We start from the raw sequence: 15,601 nt of genomic DNA, 5'->3' as shown, positions 1-15,601 counted from the left end.
CATCAAGGCTGGGGAGGGCTGTCTGCCCTCCCCAGACCCCTCCCGAGGATATTTTTCCAGAGAGGAAGGCGAATTTTAGTCAAGTTTTAGCGGCTTGTTTCAGGTCGTAGATCAGTTTCAAGGCCGCGATCGGTGTCAGTTCATCGGGGTGAATATTCTCCAAAATGCCCTCAACCACCGAAGTTCTGGCGACGGGGCGCGCGGCCTGTGGTGGCGCTGCGCGAAACAAGGGCAGATCGTCGATCAGCGCCCTTTGCGAGCCGCCTTCGCGTTCGCCTTTCTCCAGCGCCTCAAGAACCACTTTTGCTCGTTCGATCACTGATGCCGGAAGGCCCGCCAGCCGCGCGACCTGAACGCCGTAGCTGCGGTCGGCGGCACCTTTGCGGACCTCATGCAGGAAGATGACCTCACCTTCCCATTCCTTCACGGTCACAGTGGCGTTCTCCACGCCGGGCAGTTTTGCGGAAAGGGCCGTCATTTCATGGTAATGCGTGGCGAAAAGGGCGCGACAGCGGTTCACCTCGTGCAGGTGCTCCAGCGTGGCCCAGGCGATGGACAACCCGTCATAGGTGGCGGTACCGCGACCGATTTCATCAAGGATCACCAGCGCGCGGTCATCGGCCTGGTTGAGGATGGCGGCGGTTTCCACCATTTCGACCATGAAGGTTGACCGACCCCGCGCCAGATCATCCGAAGCGCCAACCCGGCTGAACAGTTGGCTGACAAGGCCGATGCGGGCCGAAGTGGCAGGGACGTAGCTGCCCGCCTGCGCCAGTAGCGCGATCAGGGCATTCTGGCGCAGGAATGTGGACTTCCCGGCCATGTTCGGCCCGGTCAGAAGCCAGATCGCAGGGGTTTCAGCATCGGTCAGGGCGCAGTCATTGGCGACAAAGGGCGCGCCGCCCTGTTGGCGCAACGCACGTTCCACGACCGGATGACGACCGCCGACAATCTGAAAGGCGCGGCTGTCGTCGATCTTTGGTTCACACCAGTTTTCGGCGGCGGAAAGGTCGGCAAAGGCGGCGGCGAGGTCGATCTCAGCCAGCGCCCTTGCCGCTTGGGCGATAGGGGCGGACAGATCGAGAATCTGGGCTTTCAGTCCAGAATAGTGACGTTTTTCAATCTCTAGCGCGTGGTTGCCGGCGTTCAGGATGCGTGTTTCAAGCTCGTTCAGGGCAAGGGTGGTAAAGCGAACCTGACCTGCGGTGGTCTGGCGGTGGATGAACAGTTCCGGCATGGCGCGCATGCGATCTTCATGGGTGGTTGTCACCTCGATGAAATAGCCCAGCACGTTGTTGTGCTTGATCTTGAGGCCGGGAATCGCGGCCTTTTCAGCATAATCCGCCTGCATCCGGGCAATGACGCCACGGCCTTCATCCCGAAGCGCGCGGGTTTCATCCAGTTCGGCGTCATGACCGGGGGCGATGAAGCCGCCGTCGCGGGTCAGAAGCGGCGGTTCCTCGACCAGCGCCCGCGTCAGAAGGTCGACCAGCGCGTCGTGGCCGACCAATGCCGTGGCAGACTCGGCCAGCAAGGGTGGGGTGTCGGACAAAAGGCCCGCGATGGCTGCGGCCTGTTCCAGCCCGGCGCGGATTGCTGTCATGTCGCGCGGTCCGTCACGATCAAGCGCCAGGCGGGACAGGGCGCGGTCCGTGTCCGGCACCCGGCGCAAGGCTTCGCGCAGGCGGTCACGCAGGGCGGGTTGTTCGATCAGGTGGCGCAGGGCGTCTTGCCGCCGATGGATCAGCGCAAGATCAAGCGAGGGTGCCGACAGCCGCCGCTCCAGAAGCCGCGCGCCGGCGGCGGTGGCGGTCCGGTCCACTGCCGCCAGAAGTGACTCGTCGCGACCGCCGGACAGCGCTTGCGTCAGCTCCAGATTGCGCCGGGTTGCGGCGTCGATCTGCATGGCGGCGCCAAAGGCCTCGCGCACCGGGGGGCGCAACAGGGGCAGGTGGCCACGTTGAGTCAGGTGCAGATAGTCCAGAAGCGCACCCATGGCCGAAACCTCGGCGCGGTCAAAGCTGCCAAAGGCATCAAGCGAGGCGACGTTGAACATGTCGCACAGCCGCTTTTCCGCATTGGTGCTGTCGAAGCTGCCGCGTGACAGGGGCGTAATCGAAACCCCGTTTTCCGCCATGTCAGAGACTATTTCACGTTCCTGCGCCTCATTCAGCAACAGCTCTCTTGGGGCGATGCGGGCGAGGTCTGGGCCAAGCCGGACGAGCGAGGATGGCATCACCCGAAACTCACCGGTCGAGATATCGGCCCAAGCCAAGGCTGCCGTGCCGCGCACTTCGGAAAAGGCGGCAAGAAAGTTGTGGCGGCGGGCTTCCAGCAGGGAATCTTCGGTCAGGGTGCCGGGGGTAACCAGCCGCACGACATCACGCTTGACCACGGATTTTGACCCGCGCTTCTTCGCCTCGGCGGGGTCTTCAAGCTGTTCGGCAATGGCGACACGAAAGCCTTTGCGGATCAGCGTCAGAAGGTAGCCCTCCGCCGAATGGACCGGAACGCCGCACATTGCGATGGGCGCGCCAAGGTGAAAGCCGCGCTTGGTCAATGCGATGTCCAGCGCGGCCGATGCGGCGACCGCGTCGTCAAAGAACATCTCGTAGAAATCGCCCATCCGGTAGAACAGGATGGCGCCGGGGTTCTGCGCCTTGATTTCCAGATACTGCGCCATCATCGGCGTCACGGCGTCATCGGTCACGGCTTACCCCCGGCTGAAGCCCGACCTTACACCGTGGCGGCTGTCGCTTTCAACTGGTAGGGGCGCCCGGGTCGATCAACCCCTGCATCTTGAGGTCGGACCAGAGATCAGGCGGGATCGGCCGCGCGACATTTTCGGCGTTCTGTCGGGCCTGAGCCGCCGAAACAGCGCCCGGGATGACAGACACGACCGCTGGATGCAGCAACGGAAACTGCAAGGCGGCAGCGGCAAGCGGCACGCCATGGCGGGCGCAGACCGATTCGATCGCGCGGGCCTTGGTGACCATCTCGGCGCTGGCGGGGGCATAGGCATACATCACCCCCGGCGCTGACGGGTTGGCCAGAAGGCCCGAGGCAAAGGGCGCACCAATGATCACCTTGATCCCGCGCCGCGCGCAATCTGCCATCGGGCCATGCAGCGCTGCCTGATCCGCCAAGGTGTAGGGCATGGCGACAAGGAAGAAATCCACCTCGATCCACGGGGCGATTTCGGTGAAGTCGGACAGGGTGTTCATCCCCATGCCGACGGCGGCAATCTGACCGTCAGCCTTCAGGCGATGCAGGTAGGCCAGTCCGGTCCCGGTCAGCGCCGACATGTGGCCGTCAAAGGCGGGGCCGTGATAGTCGCGGTCAAGGTCGTGGATGATCAGCGCTTCAACCGATGGCTGGCCCAGCCGAAAGCTGCTTTGGGTCAGCGATGCGGCGAAACCTTCGGCCGAATAGTCATAGCGAACGGCGAAGTTGAGCCCGCCTTGCCATTGCACCCGCGCATCCTGTCCGCGCGGGGCAGGATCATAGACCCGGCCAACCTTGGTCGAAATCAACGCCTGATCACGCGGCCAGCCCCGCAAGGCGGCCCCCAGACGATGTTCGGCCAGCCCATGCCCATACCACGGCGCGGTGTCGAAATAGCGCACCCCCGCATCCCATGCGGCAGCGAAAGTCCTTGCCGCATCGCTTTCCGAATAGGTGGCGAAGATATTGCCAAGCGAGGCGCTTCCCATTCCAAAGCGCGGCCAGTCTTCAGGGAAACGCGGGGCAGGTGGGGCGATGACGGTCATGGGTCAAAGCACATAGCGCGACAGGTCGGCAGACCGGGAAAGCGCGCCAAGATTCGTCTCTACAAAAGCGGAATTGACGGTAACTTCGGTGCCGGGACGGTCGGGCGCGTTAAAGGAAAGCTCCTCGAACACCCGCTCCATCACCGTATACAGCCGCCGCGCACCGATGTTTTCGACGCTGCGGTTCACCTCGGCGGCAATGTGGGCAAGGGCGGCGATGCCATCTGGGGTGAAGGTTACCGTCACCTCCTCGGTTCCCATCAGCGCGGAATATTGCAGGGTTAGCGCATTGTCCGTCTCGGTCAGGATGCGGACGAAATCGGCTTCGGTCAGAGGTTGCAGTTCCACCCGGATCGGCAGGCGGCCTTGCAGTTCGGGCAACAGGTCCGATGGCTTGGCGATGTGGAACGCGCCTGACGCGATGAACAGGATGTGGTCGGTCTTGACCGGGCCGTGCTTGGTGGAAACGGTTGTGCCTTCGATAAGGGGCAGAAGGTCGCGCTGCACGCCTTCACGCGACACATCCGCCCCGCGCGCATCGGCGCGGGCGCAGATCTTGTCGATCTCGTCCAGAAAGACGATGCCGTTTTCCTGCACCGCTTCCAGCGCCGCCGCCTTTACTGCCTCATCATCCAGCAGTTTGTCGGCCTCTTGGCCAAGGAGGATGTCGTGGCTTTGCAGCACCGTCATCCGTTTGCGACTGGTGCGGCCGCCGAAGGCCTTGAACAGGTCTTGCAAGCCCTGCATCTGTTGTTCCATCCCCGGCATCCCCATGCCCATCGGCAGGGGCGCGGCTTCCGCGACGTCAATCTCGATCATCGTGTCGTCAAGTTCTCCACGCTTCAGCTTGCCCCGGAACATCTCGCGCGTTTGCTCGCGGGCGTCCTTGCCGGCAAGGGCTTCGATCACCCGGTCTTCGGCGGCCTTGTGGGCGCGGGCCTTCACGTCTTCGCGCATCTGGGCGCGGGTGTCGTTGATCGCCACATCCACCAGATCGCGGATGATGCTGTCGACATCGCGGCCGACGTAGCCCACTTCGGTGAACTTCGTTGCCTCGACCTTCAGGAACGGAGCCTTCGCCAGCTTGGCAAGGCGACGGCTGATCTCGGTCTTGCCCACACCGGTTGGGCCGATCATCAGGATGTTCTTGGGGTAAACCTCATCGCGCAGGTCATCGCCCAACCGCTTTCTGCGCCAACGGTTGCGCAGCGCCACGGCAACGGCACGCTTGGCGTCGGCCTGCCCGATGATGAAGCGGTCAAGCTCGGATACGATTTCGCGGGGGGTAAGGTCGGTCATTCTGTGCTTCCGTAAGGGGGCAGGCGCGATTTTCCGGGGAAGTCGGGCAGGATGTGCATCAACCAGGCGCGAAGCTGCACCCACCAGGTTCCGATGGCGGTGATGAACGCGCCGAGAAGGAGAAGGGTGAAGATCCATTGTGTCCCGCCACTGTCACCCATCACCCAGGTGATGACGATGGCGATATAGGCGATGGCCGCAGTCAGGAACGACCGGCGATCGATCACAAGCGCAAGGACGGTGATCAGGAGCAGCGCAAGGGCAAGGAACCTGGTCCCGCTGCCGTTCATCAGCGTGATGGCAACGGTGTTGACCAGCGCTGGCGCAGCCAGAAGATGGCACCAGAAGGCGGTGGCAGAGTGGCGGCCAAGGCGGTGCGGATCGCGGGTGTCGAACCACATGCCGACAAGAAAGGCACCGATGCCGAAAAGCAGGGTTGCGGTCGCGAAGGCGGGGCTCTCGGTCAGGTCAAAGAGGGCGCGGTAGCCGCCCTTACCAAGCGCTCCGCCTGCCACCAAACCCACGACATTCGTCGCGGAAGCGGTCACGGAGTAAACGACACCCAACGCAAAGCAGCCCACAAGGAAGGCAGCGAAAGGCAGCTTGAAACGCAGGTACCAGGTGATCATCCCAGCGGTGGCAAGGCTGAACCCAAGGATGGAAATCATTCTGCCGTTGGTCACATTGGGCGCCACGAAGGTGAAGACAAAGGTCAGAAGTCCGATTCCGAAAGCCACCGCCAGCACCATCGAAGGCAAGGTCATGCGGCGCTTGAGCGTAAAGTAGTTTGCGAACCACCACGCAACCAACGCCGTGACAAAGGGCAGGGCAGTCAGCAGCAATCCCTGGGTCATGATCGTGACCAGCCCTAGGATGCCCGCCAGCAGGATGATCAGACCGATCGATATGAAGATCTCGGAAAACCCGCGGAAAAACTCGAACGGCTCATCCTCGGCGGGCAGGGCGGCGCGGCGACCGGATCGGCCGTTGATCAGTGCTGCAAGCGACGCCGCCTGCGCCTCGGTCACGATCCCGGCAGCAACGGCGGCGCGAAGGTCTTCGGGGGTCATTTCCGGATCGTCTCCACGGTCAGATTGCCATTGGTATAGACGCAAATGTCAGCTGCAATCGCCATGGCGCGGCGCGCGATATCCTCGGCGGGCAGATCCGTGGCCATCAGACCGCGTGCGGCAGCCAGGGCGAAGTTGCCGCCTGACCCGATGGCGGCGATGTCATGTTCCGGCTCCAGCACGTCGCCAGCGCCAGTGATGACGTAAAGATCGCGCCCGTCGGTCACGATCAGCATGGCCTCAAGATTGCGCAGATACTTGTCCATGCGCCAGTCCTTCGCCAGATCGACGCAGGCGCGGGCCAGTTGGCCTGGCGCGGCCTCCAGCTTTTTCTCCAGCCGTTCCAGCAGGGTGAAGGCATCGGCGGTTGATCCGGCAAAGCCCGCCACCACGTCATGCCCGCCGGGCGTAAGCCTGCGCACCTTGCGCGCGGTGCCTTTGATCACGGTCTGGCCAAGCGAAACCTGCCCGTCGCCCGCCACTACCACCTCGCCTCCGCGCCGGACGGCAAGGATCGTCGTGCCGTGCCAGCCGGGGAATTTGTCATCCGCCATGGCGACCTCCGTTGTCATGCTTCTATATGGCCGGGTGGAAAGCGCATCACAAGGTCAGGGAAATGGACGAAAGAAAACGGGTTCTGCACATCTACCTTCATTCGCCATGGCGTCAGGCGGCCGAAGCGGGTGAGGTCAACCTGTTTCGCAGGATGCAGGCGGCTCTGCCTGACTGGCGGCTCAAGTTCCACCCCGACACCCCGGCCGAGCGATTGAAGGCTCCGGGGCGCGGCGGGTATGGGCTTTTTCACATGCAGGCCCCGAATGGCCCGCGCATCCTGTGCCTGCGCCGCGCCTATATTCTGCCGTTCTGGCGGATAGAGGCGGTTTCGGAACGCTGGCTGTTCGATGTGGCGCAGGAGCGGTTTGATGCCGACACGATACCGAAGGACGAGGCGGACGGCTTTGTCAGGCGCTGGCGGCCGAAACTTCTGGGAGACGGCGCGTCGCGGCAGGATGGCTATGTCCTTGTGCCGTTGCAGGGGCGGATTTCGGAACATCGATCCTTTCAGGAAGCCAGCCCTTTGGCCATGTTAGAGACTGTTCTGGAAAGGATCGCGACCCGGCGCGTGGTCGCGACCCTCCATCCGAAAGAGGTCTACACCCCCGCCGAGCTTGCCGCGCTGGAGGATTTGGAGCGTCGTTTTCCCCGGTTCACGCTGGTCGGCGCCCAAACGCCGGCGCTGCTTCTGGGCTGCGATGCCGTGGTGACGCAGAATTCGTCTGTGGCGCTGCATGGCTTCTTTGCCGACAAACCGGCGGTGCTGTTTGCACAAAGCGATTTTCACCACATTGCGGGGTCTGTCCCGAAGGGCGGTCTGGATGCGGCCTTCGCCGCGCTTGACGCGCCACCGCCGGATTTCGCGCGGTATCTGTGCTGGTTCTTTCGGCGCCAGGCGATCAATGGCGGCGCACCGGATTGCGAGGCGCAGATCGTGGCGCGCTTTCGCCGCCACGGTTGGCAGGTCTGAACGAAAAACGCCCGCGCCTTGCGGCGCGGGCGCTTCCCGTATTCAGGTGGCCATCGCTTAGCGGCGCAGGCCCAGACGCGCGATCAGCGAGGTATACCGCGCTTCGTTCGTCTTTTTCAGGTAGTCCAGAAGCTTCCGGCGCTGGGCAACCATCATCAACAGACCACGACGCGAGTGGTTGTCTTTCTTGTGGCCCTTGAAGTGCTCGGTCAGCGTGGCGATGCGCGACGACAGGATCGCAACCTGAACTTCCGGCGAACCGGTGTCGTTCTCTTTGGTCGCGTATTCCTTGATAAGGCGCGCTTTTTCTTCAACCGTGATCGACATCGGGGTCTCCTTGGCAAAAGGTGATGGCACAGGCCGGGATGTCGTCCAGCAAGGCCCTTGGAGGCTCCGCATTGGTGCGGATGCGGCCGTATAGGCAGATTCGTCCGAAAAGGGAAGGGGTTGGAACCCCTGCGCGGCCTGGCCAGAGTTCTGGTCACAGACTGTTAACCCTGTGTGCAGATTCCAGTCGCGTTCTGGAGGGCGACGCTTCCGAAATCATCCGAAACATGGTAACGACGAGAGACAATTTCCGTTTATTGGCAATAAGTTAACGGAAATATTGGTTAACGATTTCGGGCTGCGGCAAGTCAAGGGGTGACAGGGTGATAACGATACTTGGTCTGCTTGGGGTCTTCATCGCCGGGGCCGCGGCGGATTCCCTCATGTCCGTCAGAGATGGCGACAACGTCAATGACGAACCATCCGATCCCGAAGATGATGTTGATCCGGACGGCAGGTCCATGCTGGACGACCTCCCCGATCTGCATGACCCGGCCGAGGGGAACGCGCTTTCCGATGATCTGGCCAAGCCCGATCCGCTGGCACAAACCCTGACGGGCGGCGCTGCGGACGACATCATTTCAGGCGGCGATGGTGCTGACCTGATCGATGGTGGGGGCGGAAATGACCTGATCGACGGTCGCAATGGCGATGATTTGATCGACGCTGGCGCTGGCGATGACTCGGTCTGGGCTGGCGCGGGTGACGACACTGTCCTTGGCGGCGCAGGCAATGACACGCTGCAAGGGCAGGATGGCGATGATCTGCTTGACGGTGCCGCCGGCGATGACCTGCTTGCCGGACATTCGGGCAATGATCTGCTTTCTGGCGGTGAGGGCGCGGATACGCTGCTGGGCGGTCAGGGCAATGACGAAATGCATGGCGGCGCAGGGGATGACTGGCTTGCCGGCGGGGAGGGCAATGACTCGCTTTTCGGGGGCGCCGGTTCTGACATTCTTGACGGTGGTGCCGGGGATGACTGGCTTTCCGGGCTGGCGGGTGACGTGGATGATTTCGACACCGACTTTCTGAATGGCGGTACCGGAAATGATACTTTGGTTCTGGGGTCGGGTGACCACGCCTTTGGTGATGCCGGAAATGACGATTTCATCTTGCATGACTGGCTGATCGAGGGCGGCGTTGCCCATATTTCGGACTACGACGCGAACTCTGACCGGCTGATTATTGTCTACGATCCCGTGGCCCATCCTGATCCGGTTCTTTCTGTGCAGGTGAACGATGAAGGCAACGAAGCGACGCTGTTGCTGGATGGTTCGCCGGTGGCCACGGTTCGCGGCGATGCTGTCGCGGTGGCTGACGTCACCCTGACGGCCGCCTGACGCGGGCTACCAGACCTCTGGCTGCTGCTGATATCCGACATACAGCGGATGGCGCGGCTGGCCTTGTCCGGTGATCCCCAGATGCAGCATCCGCGCGCCTGATTTTCGCAGCATGCCCTCAACCGCTGTACCCCGGCCCATGTGCAGGCCGTGGTTGCCCCAGGCACAAATCACCGGTCCCGCCCAGTCAAGGCTTTGCAGGATTGCCGCGTCGTTCCATGGACCGACAGGGTCTGCCTCGGCCCGCATCACCTTTGGGTCGGTGGCCCGAAAGGCAAAGATATTTGTCACCCGAAAGCCACCAAAACCCAAGGCCCGCGCCCGCCGTTCGCAGCGTTCGACGGTGGGGTCGTTCTGCACCTCAGTAGCGGTAGATGGGTTAAGCATGATGAACAACGCCCGCGGCCCATCACCCCAGACCCGGGTCAACAGGTAGCGATACCTTTCGCAATCCGAATAGACCGCCTCTGATACCGCGTCACCCTTGGTGAAGCCTCGCGTGATCATCCCGCCCTCCGTTGGTTGCCCAAGCATTACCCGCAACTGCCGCTGCAGCACAGCCCCGGCCTTGCATCGCAGGGCCTTCCCCGTTAGCACGAACCCGGCTTTCAGGAGACGACAATGGACGGGATCGACACGCTCAAGGGCAAATATCTTTCTGCCGTGGCTGGCGCTGCCGATGAGGCCGGGCTGGAAGAGGTCCGTCTGGCAGCTCTGGGCAAGAAGGGCGAAATCAGCGCCCTGATGGCGACGCTTGGCAAGATGGACCCAGAGGTGCGCAAGGCTGCCGGGGCCAACCTGAACGCATTGAAGGATGAAATTGACGCCGCGCTGCGCGCCCGAAAGGTTGCGCTGGGCGACGCGGCGCTGGATGAGCGGCTTAAGTCGGAATGGCTGGACGTGACCCTGCCGGGACGCCCGCGCCGGACGGGGACGATCCACCCCGTCAGTCAGGTGATGGAAGAACTGACCGCCATTTTCGCCGACATGGGTTTTGCAGTCGCCGAAGGCCCGCAGGTCGAAAGTGACTGGTATAATTTCGACGCGCTGAACATTCCGCCCGAACACCCCGCGCGGCAGGAACATGATACGTTCTTCATGCATCGGGCCGAGGGTGACAACCGCCCGCCGCATGTGCTGCGCACCCATACCAGCCCGGTGCAGATCCGCGCGATGACGCAGCAGGGCGCGCCAATCCGCGTGATCGCCCCCGGCCGCGTCTACCGCATGGACATGGACCAGACCCACACCCCGATGTTCCATCAGGTCGAAGGTCTGGCGATTGACCGCGATATCAGCATGGCCAATCTGAAATGGACCCTGGAAGAGTTCTGCCGCGCCTATTTCGAGGTGGACAAGGTGGAACTTCGGTTCCGCGCCAGCCATTTCCCCTTCACCGAGCCCTCGGCCGAGGTCGATATCCGCTATTCCAACGTCGGCGGTCAACTTCGGATTGGCGAAGGCGACAAGTGGATGGAAATCCTTGGCTCTGGCATGGTGCATCCGAAGGTGCTGAAGGCGGCGGGGGTAGACCCTGACCAGTGGCAGGGCTTTGCCTTCGGCATGGGGATCGACCGGATCGCCATGCTGAAATATGGCATCCCCGATCTGCGCGCCTTCTTTGAATCCGATCTGCGCTGGCTGCGGCACTACGGCTTTTCGGCGCTGGATGTGCCGGACCTCGCTGGCGGGCTGTCGATGTAAGCGGGGCCGGCGGTGTCAGAGGAAGACGAAGACCTCGCCGCACGCAAGCATTCCGCGGCCAATGACCCGGCGTTTCCCGCCCAGCGTGAGGCGGCTTATCTGGCAATTGTCACTGCCGTGGATACCGCCCTGCAACCGTTTGGCTACGCGCTGAAGGGCAGCACATGGACCAGGGTTTCGCCGCAGGGAAAATCTGCCGTCCATCTGCAACGCAGCCGATATGGCTGGGATGTGCAGATCATCTTGCGCTTTATGACGCCTGAGGGCGGTCTGCCGGATCACCCGGACTGGCAAGACGGTGAAGACATGACCCTTGTCCGCTTTGGTGGCGGTGGCGGGGAAGACCCCGGGCGGCTTGCCTTTGTGGACGTGCTGGAAAGGCCCGCGCATCTGGCACGGACCATCGATATTCTGGTGGCCGAGGCGTTGCCTTGGCTGGAAAACCTGCATTTTCCGCAGGATTAGAGACGAATCTTCCGCGCGGCAGCCTGCCCCGCCCATCGGCCCGTGGCCCAGCAGGCGGTCAAGAGATAGCCGCCGGTCGGGGCTTCCCAGTCCAGCATCTCGCCGCAGACGAACACGCCTGGCAGGGTGCGAAGTTCCAGATCCTCGGTCACGGATGCCCATTCGACCCCGCCCGCTACCGAGATTGCCTCGTCAAGCGGGCGCGGGCCGATCAGCGGGACCGGCAGGCGCTTCAGGTGGTCAATCGGGGCATGGCGCGCAAATTCCATCACCAGCGCGATCTGGACCTTGCCCAGCCCCAGTTTCCGCAGCCGGTTCGCGGCGGTTTCGCCGGGCTTGATCCGGGCCAGCCGCCGGGCGATTTCATCGGCTGACAGGTCGGGAAGCAGGTCCAGCACCAGCGCGGCACCTTCGCGCAACGCGCGGCTGACAGCGTAGATGCCGCCACCTTCCACCCCACGGGAGGAGATGACGAATTCGCCCCGTTCGCGCCGGTCTCCAGCGATCAGGGCCACGCCCTTGACTGGCTGGCCGAAGAAGGGCGCCATCTTGGGCGACCACTCCACCAAAAAACCCATGTTTGCCGGCTTCCATGGGGCGATGCCGACGCCCTTTTCCCGCAGCCACGCCACCCAGGCCGCATCCGACCCCAGCCGTCGCCAGCTTGCCCCACCCAGCGCCAGCACCGTGATCTTTGGCCTCAACACCTGCACACCTTCGGGGGTGTCAAAACGGAAACCGTCGCCGTCAAACCCTGTCCAGCGCCAGCGGGTGCGAAATTCCACCCCGGCGGCCGCCAGCCGCCCCGCCCATGCCCGCAGCAGCGGTGAGGCTTTCATCGCCACCGGAAACACCCTGCCGGATGATCCAGTGAACACCTCCTGCCCCAAGTCGCGGCACCAGTCCTGCACCTGTTGCGGGCCGAAGGCTTCCAGCATTGGCCGCAGCCCCGGCGCGCCATAGCGCGCGACGAAGGCTGCAAGCGGTTCATCCTTGGTGACGTTCAGCCCGGATTTCCCCGCCATCAGGAACTTGCGCCCGATTGAGGGCATTGCCTCGCAGACCACCACGGGGATGCCCGCCCGTGCCAGTTGCTCTGCCGCCATCAGCCCGGCAGGGCCTGCGCCGATGACCAGGGCCGCCGTCACGCGGTCTTGCCCCGGATTTCCACCACCCGGCGCGGATAGGGCATTTCGATCCCTGCGGTCTTCAGGGCGTTCCAGATCGCGAACAAGACCGGCGAGCCATACCGGTTCTTGCCGTCGTCAATGCCGGAGACCCAGTATTCCACCGCGAAATCGACGCTGCTTTCACCAAAGCCGCGCAACTCGCAATCGGGGCTGTCGGGGTCTTTCAGGACAAAGGGCAGGGCGGCAACGGCGGTCTCCACAATGTCCGGGACAAGGTTGATGTCGGTTTCATAGGTGACGGAAAACAGCGCCTCATAGCGGTTTGCGCTGCCCTGATCGGAATAGTTCACCACGCGAGTGGTGATGAAATGTTCATTCGGGACCACAATCCACTTGCCGTCGAAGGTTTCCAGCACGCAGGCGCGGGCGGTCATCTTGACGATCGTGCCTTTTTCACCGCCATCCAGTTCGACATAGTCGCCAACCGTTGTCTGTCCCTCCAGCAGAAGGATGACTCCCGAAACGAAGTTGGCTGCGATCTGTTGCAGGCCAAGACCTATCCCCACGCCCAAGGCACCGCCTATGACGGCAACGGCCGTCAGGTCGATCCCCATGATCGACATCAGCAAAAGGAAGGCTGCCCCGAATATCCCGACTTCGGCCGCCTTTATCGCAAGCTCCCGGGTCGCGGGGCGCAAGTCTTGCTGCGACTTGATGTAGCCGGCGCTTTGCCGGTTTGACCAGGCGCCCAGCCAGAACAGCAGCGCACCGGCAATGAGGCCCCGGATCAGCGACAGGACCGAGAACCGGATATTGCCAAGATTGACCTCTGCCGCGTCCAGCTGAGCAGTGACGTCATCAAGAAGCCCAAGCGCATGAAGCGCCGCCACAGGAAGCAGCACATAGCGGCCAAGCAACTTGAGAAAGCCGTCCGGCAGGATGCGTGCCACCAGTTCGCGCGCCGCCAACAGCAGGAAGAGCCGCTTGCCGAAGGCAATCACCTCACCGGATCCGAAGACTGACCTTGTGACGGCCTCACCCACGGCAGTCAGCGCATAGGCCAGAAGCGGCAGCAAGAGTGGCAGGAAGATCAGCAGGAACCGGCGCAGCCGGGCAATGATCCCCGGCGCCGCCTCGGCTGGAGAGACCAGCCTCACGATTGACGGTGAAAGCCGCCGCACCAGTTGCCGTGCTGCCAGATAGGCCACCGCCAGCAGCACGAACTGCGACAGGGCGGCGGGCGAGGCGAGCCAGCCGGCAACCAGATCCACCGCATCCGTCAGCCAGCCGCGCAGGCGGTCAATCAAGCCGGTCTGGCCCCCCATGCGTCAGCCCTTTGCGTGGTGGGCAATGCGCCCGATGGTGTTCAGCAGGATCTGGGCCGCCAGAATGGTCGTGGTGCCGCTATGGTCATAGTCAGGGGCGACCTCGACCAGATCAATGCCGACAATCCGGCCTTGCCTGGTCAGCCCGTCGATCAGTTCCAGCACCTCGTAATACAGAAACCCGCCGTGCGACGGCGTACCGGTGCCAGGGGCGATCGAGGGGTCAAAGCCGTCGATATCCAGCGTCAGATAATAGTCTACACCCTTGGGGATGCGCGCCAGAACGGCCTCGACCCCCAGCTTGCGGACCTGCCGTACCGACAGGATATCGTCACCCATGGCGCGGGCGGCATCGTAGCCGTCCTTGGCGGTCGAACTGACGTTGCGGATGCCAAGGGCGGTGATGCCCTTCACATGCTCCTGTTCTGCTGCGCGCCGCATGGGGTTGCCGTGGCCATGGCGCACCCCGTGACGCACGTCGACGAAATCCAGATGCGCGTCGATCTGGACGATGTGGATAGGTCGGCCCTCAAAGGCGCGGATGCAGGGGATGTTGATCGAATGGTCACCACCCAGCACCACAGGAACCGCCCCCGCCGCCAGAATGGCGCGCACCCCGACCTCGATGTTGGCGTGGCTGGTTTCGGTATCGGTGTGGACGATGTCGGCGTCACCGATATCAACGATGCGCACACCTTCCATATAGGTCACGTCGTCTTCGTGGTCATAGGCCCCGGCATGGCCAAAGGAAAACAGTGTCGAAGCCTCGCGGATGCCACGGGGGCCAAAACGCGCGCCGGCCCGAAACTGGGTGCCAAAGTCGAAGGGCGCGCCAAGGATGGCGAAATCGGCGTCAATCTTTGACCAGTCGGGCTCGTAATGGTTCTTGCCGAAGGTCGATATCCCGACGAATGGCAGGTTAAGCCGCCCGCTTTCATAGCCATGTGTCATTGCGGCTTTCCCTCCAACATGCGCTTCAATGCCTGAACATGTGATTGATCGGCGCGAAGCGCGTCAGCCGCAAGGGCCATTGCCGCGTCGATCAGCGCGTCGGGTGTGACGATCCGGTCAATCAGCCCCCAGGCCAGCGCCTCATCCGTGGTGATCTTTTGACCGGCCAGCAGGATCATCCGCGCTCGCCCCGGACCAACCAGCGCCATCAGCCGGGCCGGGTCGGAGGGTTGTGGCAGATAGCCAAGCCGCATGACTGGGTAAAAGAACTGCGCCCCCGGCACCGCGATCCGCAGATCACACGCCAGCGCAAGGCCGGTTGCCCCACCCGCCAGCGTGCCGTTCAGCGCCGCAATGGTCAGGCCGGGAAAGGCGGCGAGTGCTGCCGAAACCTGTTCCCATGCGGGGCTGGTGCCAAGACCCGCCTGCATTTCCTCCAGATCGGCCCCGGCGGAAAAGACCTTGCCCTCGGCGGTCAGGATCAAGGCCTTCGCACCCCGATTTGCCGCCGCGTTCACCGCAGCCAAGAGATCAGCCAGCATTGCCCCGGTCAGCGCATTGGCCTTTTCGGGCCGCGTCAGCCGAAGGATGCAGCAATCCCCCATTTCGTGTGTCCTGATCATGTCAATCACCCGGTCCCTTCCCATTCCATACCCCGCAAAGGGGCGGAAACCCTTGACGCCTGCACCGGTCAT

General features: G+C 63.0%; 15 protein-coding genes. 4 read left to right on the top strand and 11 right to left on the bottom strand.

Annotation, left to right across the window (positions count from 1 at the left end; all coding sequences use genetic code 11):
• Positions 1-79 precede the first annotated feature (79 nt).
• Genes mutS through hslV form a run of 5 tightly spaced genes read right to left on the bottom strand, consistent with a single transcriptional unit; the run spans position 80 to position 6,693 of the window.
• On the bottom strand, positions 80-2,710 hold the full coding sequence (mutS, locus tag QUV21_RS07250) for a DNA mismatch repair protein MutS (protein WP_300853968.1): 2,631 nt from the start codon (positions 2,708-2,710) through the stop codon (positions 80-82).
• Between the two features lie 49 nt (positions 2,711-2,759).
• A complete protein-coding gene (locus tag QUV21_RS07245) occupies positions 2,760-3,770 on the bottom strand; it encodes an aldo/keto reductase (RefSeq protein ID WP_300853967.1) in 1,011 nt (336 codons plus the stop codon).
• Positions 3,771-3,773: 3 nt separating this feature from the next.
• Positions 3,774-5,069, bottom strand: a complete 1,296-nt coding sequence (hslU, locus tag QUV21_RS07240; RefSeq protein ID WP_300853966.1) for an ATP-dependent protease ATPase subunit HslU — start codon at positions 5,067-5,069, stop codon at positions 3,774-3,776.
• Positions 5,066-6,139: a hypothetical protein gene (locus QUV21_RS07235; protein ID WP_300853965.1), complete on the bottom strand. Its 1,074-nt coding sequence runs from the start codon at positions 6,137-6,139 to the stop codon at positions 5,066-5,068. The genes hslU and QUV21_RS07235 overlap by 4 nt, the downstream gene beginning before the upstream one ends.
• Positions 6,136-6,693: an ATP-dependent protease subunit HslV gene (gene hslV, locus QUV21_RS07230; RefSeq protein ID WP_300853964.1), complete on the bottom strand. Its 558-nt coding sequence runs from the start codon at positions 6,691-6,693 to the stop codon at positions 6,136-6,138. Before hslV ends, QUV21_RS07235 begins: the two co-directional genes overlap by 4 nt.
• Positions 6,694-6,755: 62 nt before the next feature.
• On the opposite strand from hslV, the gene QUV21_RS07225 reads away from it, so the two are divergent.
• Entirely contained in the window at positions 6,756-7,664 is a 909-nt protein-coding gene (locus tag QUV21_RS07225; RefSeq protein ID WP_300853963.1) for a hypothetical protein, read from the top strand.
• Positions 7,665-7,721: 57 nt separating this feature from the next.
• On the opposite strand, the gene rpsO is transcribed toward QUV21_RS07225, so the two are convergent.
• A complete protein-coding gene (gene rpsO, locus QUV21_RS07220; protein WP_300853962.1) occupies positions 7,722-7,991 on the bottom strand; it encodes a 30S ribosomal protein S15 in 270 nt (89 codons plus the stop codon).
• Between the two features lie 383 nt (positions 7,992-8,374).
• Here rpsO and QUV21_RS07215 point away from each other — a divergent pair, with 383 nt between their 5' ends.
• A complete protein-coding gene (locus QUV21_RS07215) occupies positions 8,375-9,331 on the top strand; it encodes a calcium-binding protein (protein ID WP_300853961.1) in 957 nt (318 codons plus the stop codon).
• 6 nt (positions 9,332-9,337) lie between these two features.
• Here the strand turns inward: QUV21_RS07215 and QUV21_RS07210 are convergent, their stop codons facing one another.
• Complete coding sequence (locus QUV21_RS07210) at positions 9,338-9,838, bottom strand: DUF1643 domain-containing protein (RefSeq protein ID WP_300853960.1); 501 nt, start codon at positions 9,836-9,838, stop codon at positions 9,338-9,340.
• 123 nt (positions 9,839-9,961) lie between these two features.
• Between QUV21_RS07210 and pheS the strand changes: the two genes are divergently transcribed.
• Both pheS and QUV21_RS07200 read left to right on the top strand, forming a co-directional pair.
• Positions 9,962-11,035 carry a phenylalanine--tRNA ligase subunit alpha gene (gene pheS / locus QUV21_RS07205; RefSeq protein ID WP_300854161.1) on the top strand — a complete coding sequence of 358 codons (1,074 nt, stop codon included), beginning with the start codon at positions 9,962-9,964 and terminating at the stop codon, positions 11,033-11,035.
• A gap of 12 nt (positions 11,036-11,047) precedes the next feature.
• Entirely contained in the window at positions 11,048-11,500 is a 453-nt protein-coding gene (locus QUV21_RS07200) for a hypothetical protein (RefSeq protein ID WP_300853959.1), read from the top strand.
• Here QUV21_RS07200 and QUV21_RS07195 read toward each other — a convergent pair.
• From QUV21_RS07195 to QUV21_RS07180, 4 genes are read right to left on the bottom strand one after another with little or no spacing between them, the layout of a single operon-like run.
• Entirely contained in the window at positions 11,497-12,648 is a 1,152-nt protein-coding gene (locus QUV21_RS07195) for a TIGR03862 family flavoprotein (RefSeq protein WP_300853958.1), read from the bottom strand. The two genes, QUV21_RS07200 and QUV21_RS07195, sit on opposite strands and share 4 nt — an antisense overlap.
• The gene (locus tag QUV21_RS07190) at positions 12,645-13,955 is read right to left on the bottom strand and encodes a mechanosensitive ion channel domain-containing protein (protein ID WP_300853957.1); all 1,311 of its coding nucleotides are present in this window, start codon (positions 13,953-13,955) and stop codon (positions 12,645-12,647) included. Before QUV21_RS07190 ends, QUV21_RS07195 begins: the two co-directional genes overlap by 4 nt.
• Positions 13,956-13,958: 3 nt before the next feature.
• The gene (gene speB, locus QUV21_RS07185) at positions 13,959-14,906 is read right to left on the bottom strand and encodes an agmatinase (RefSeq protein WP_300853956.1); all 948 of its coding nucleotides are present in this window, start codon (positions 14,904-14,906) and stop codon (positions 13,959-13,961) included.
• Complete coding sequence (locus tag QUV21_RS07180; RefSeq protein ID WP_300853955.1) at positions 14,903-15,529, bottom strand: enoyl-CoA hydratase/isomerase family protein; 627 nt, start codon at positions 15,527-15,529, stop codon at positions 14,903-14,905. Before QUV21_RS07180 ends, speB begins: the two co-directional genes overlap by 4 nt.
• Positions 15,530-15,601 lie beyond the last annotated feature (72 nt).

This window comes from Tabrizicola sp. (genome assembly GCF_030373185.1).
Lineage (GTDB): Bacteria > Pseudomonadota > Alphaproteobacteria > Rhodobacterales > Rhodobacteraceae > Tabrizicola.
Note: the sequence above shows the minus strand (reverse complement) of the source record. Positions and strands in the feature narration are given on the sequence as shown.

Coding starts and splice junctions, on each gene's coding strand:
- QUV21_RS07245 (WP_300853967.1), bottom strand. CDS start 3,770: ATGACCGTCATCGCCCCACCTGCCCCGCGTTTCCCTGAAGACTGGCCG.
- hslU (WP_300853966.1), bottom strand. CDS start 5,069: ATGACCGACCTTACCCCCCGCGAAATCGTATCCGAGCTTGACCGCTTC.
- QUV21_RS07235 (WP_300853965.1), bottom strand. CDS start 6,139: ATGACCCCCGAAGACCTTCGCGCCGCCGTTGCTGCCGGGATCGTGACC.
- hslV (WP_300853964.1), bottom strand. CDS start 6,693: ATGGCGGATGACAAATTCCCCGGCTGGCACGGCACGACGATCCTTGCC.
- QUV21_RS07225 (WP_300853963.1), top strand. CDS start 6,756: ATGGACGAAAGAAAACGGGTTCTGCACATCTACCTTCATTCGCCATGG.
- rpsO (WP_300853962.1), bottom strand. CDS start 7,991: ATGTCGATCACGGTTGAAGAAAAAGCGCGCCTTATCAAGGAATACGCG.
- QUV21_RS07215 (WP_300853961.1), top strand. CDS start 8,375: ATGTCCGTCAGAGATGGCGACAACGTCAATGACGAACCATCCGATCCC.
- QUV21_RS07210 (WP_300853960.1), bottom strand. CDS start 9,838: ATGATCACGCGAGGCTTCACCAAGGGTGACGCGGTATCAGAGGCGGTC.
- QUV21_RS07190 (WP_300853957.1), bottom strand. CDS start 13,955: ATGGGGGGCCAGACCGGCTTGATTGACCGCCTGCGCGGCTGGCTGACG.
- speB (WP_300853956.1), bottom strand. CDS start 14,906: ATGACACATGGCTATGAAAGCGGGCGGCTTAACCTGCCATTCGTCGGG.
- QUV21_RS07180 (WP_300853955.1), bottom strand. CDS start 15,529: ATGATCAGGACACACGAAATGGGGGATTGCTGCATCCTTCGGCTGACG.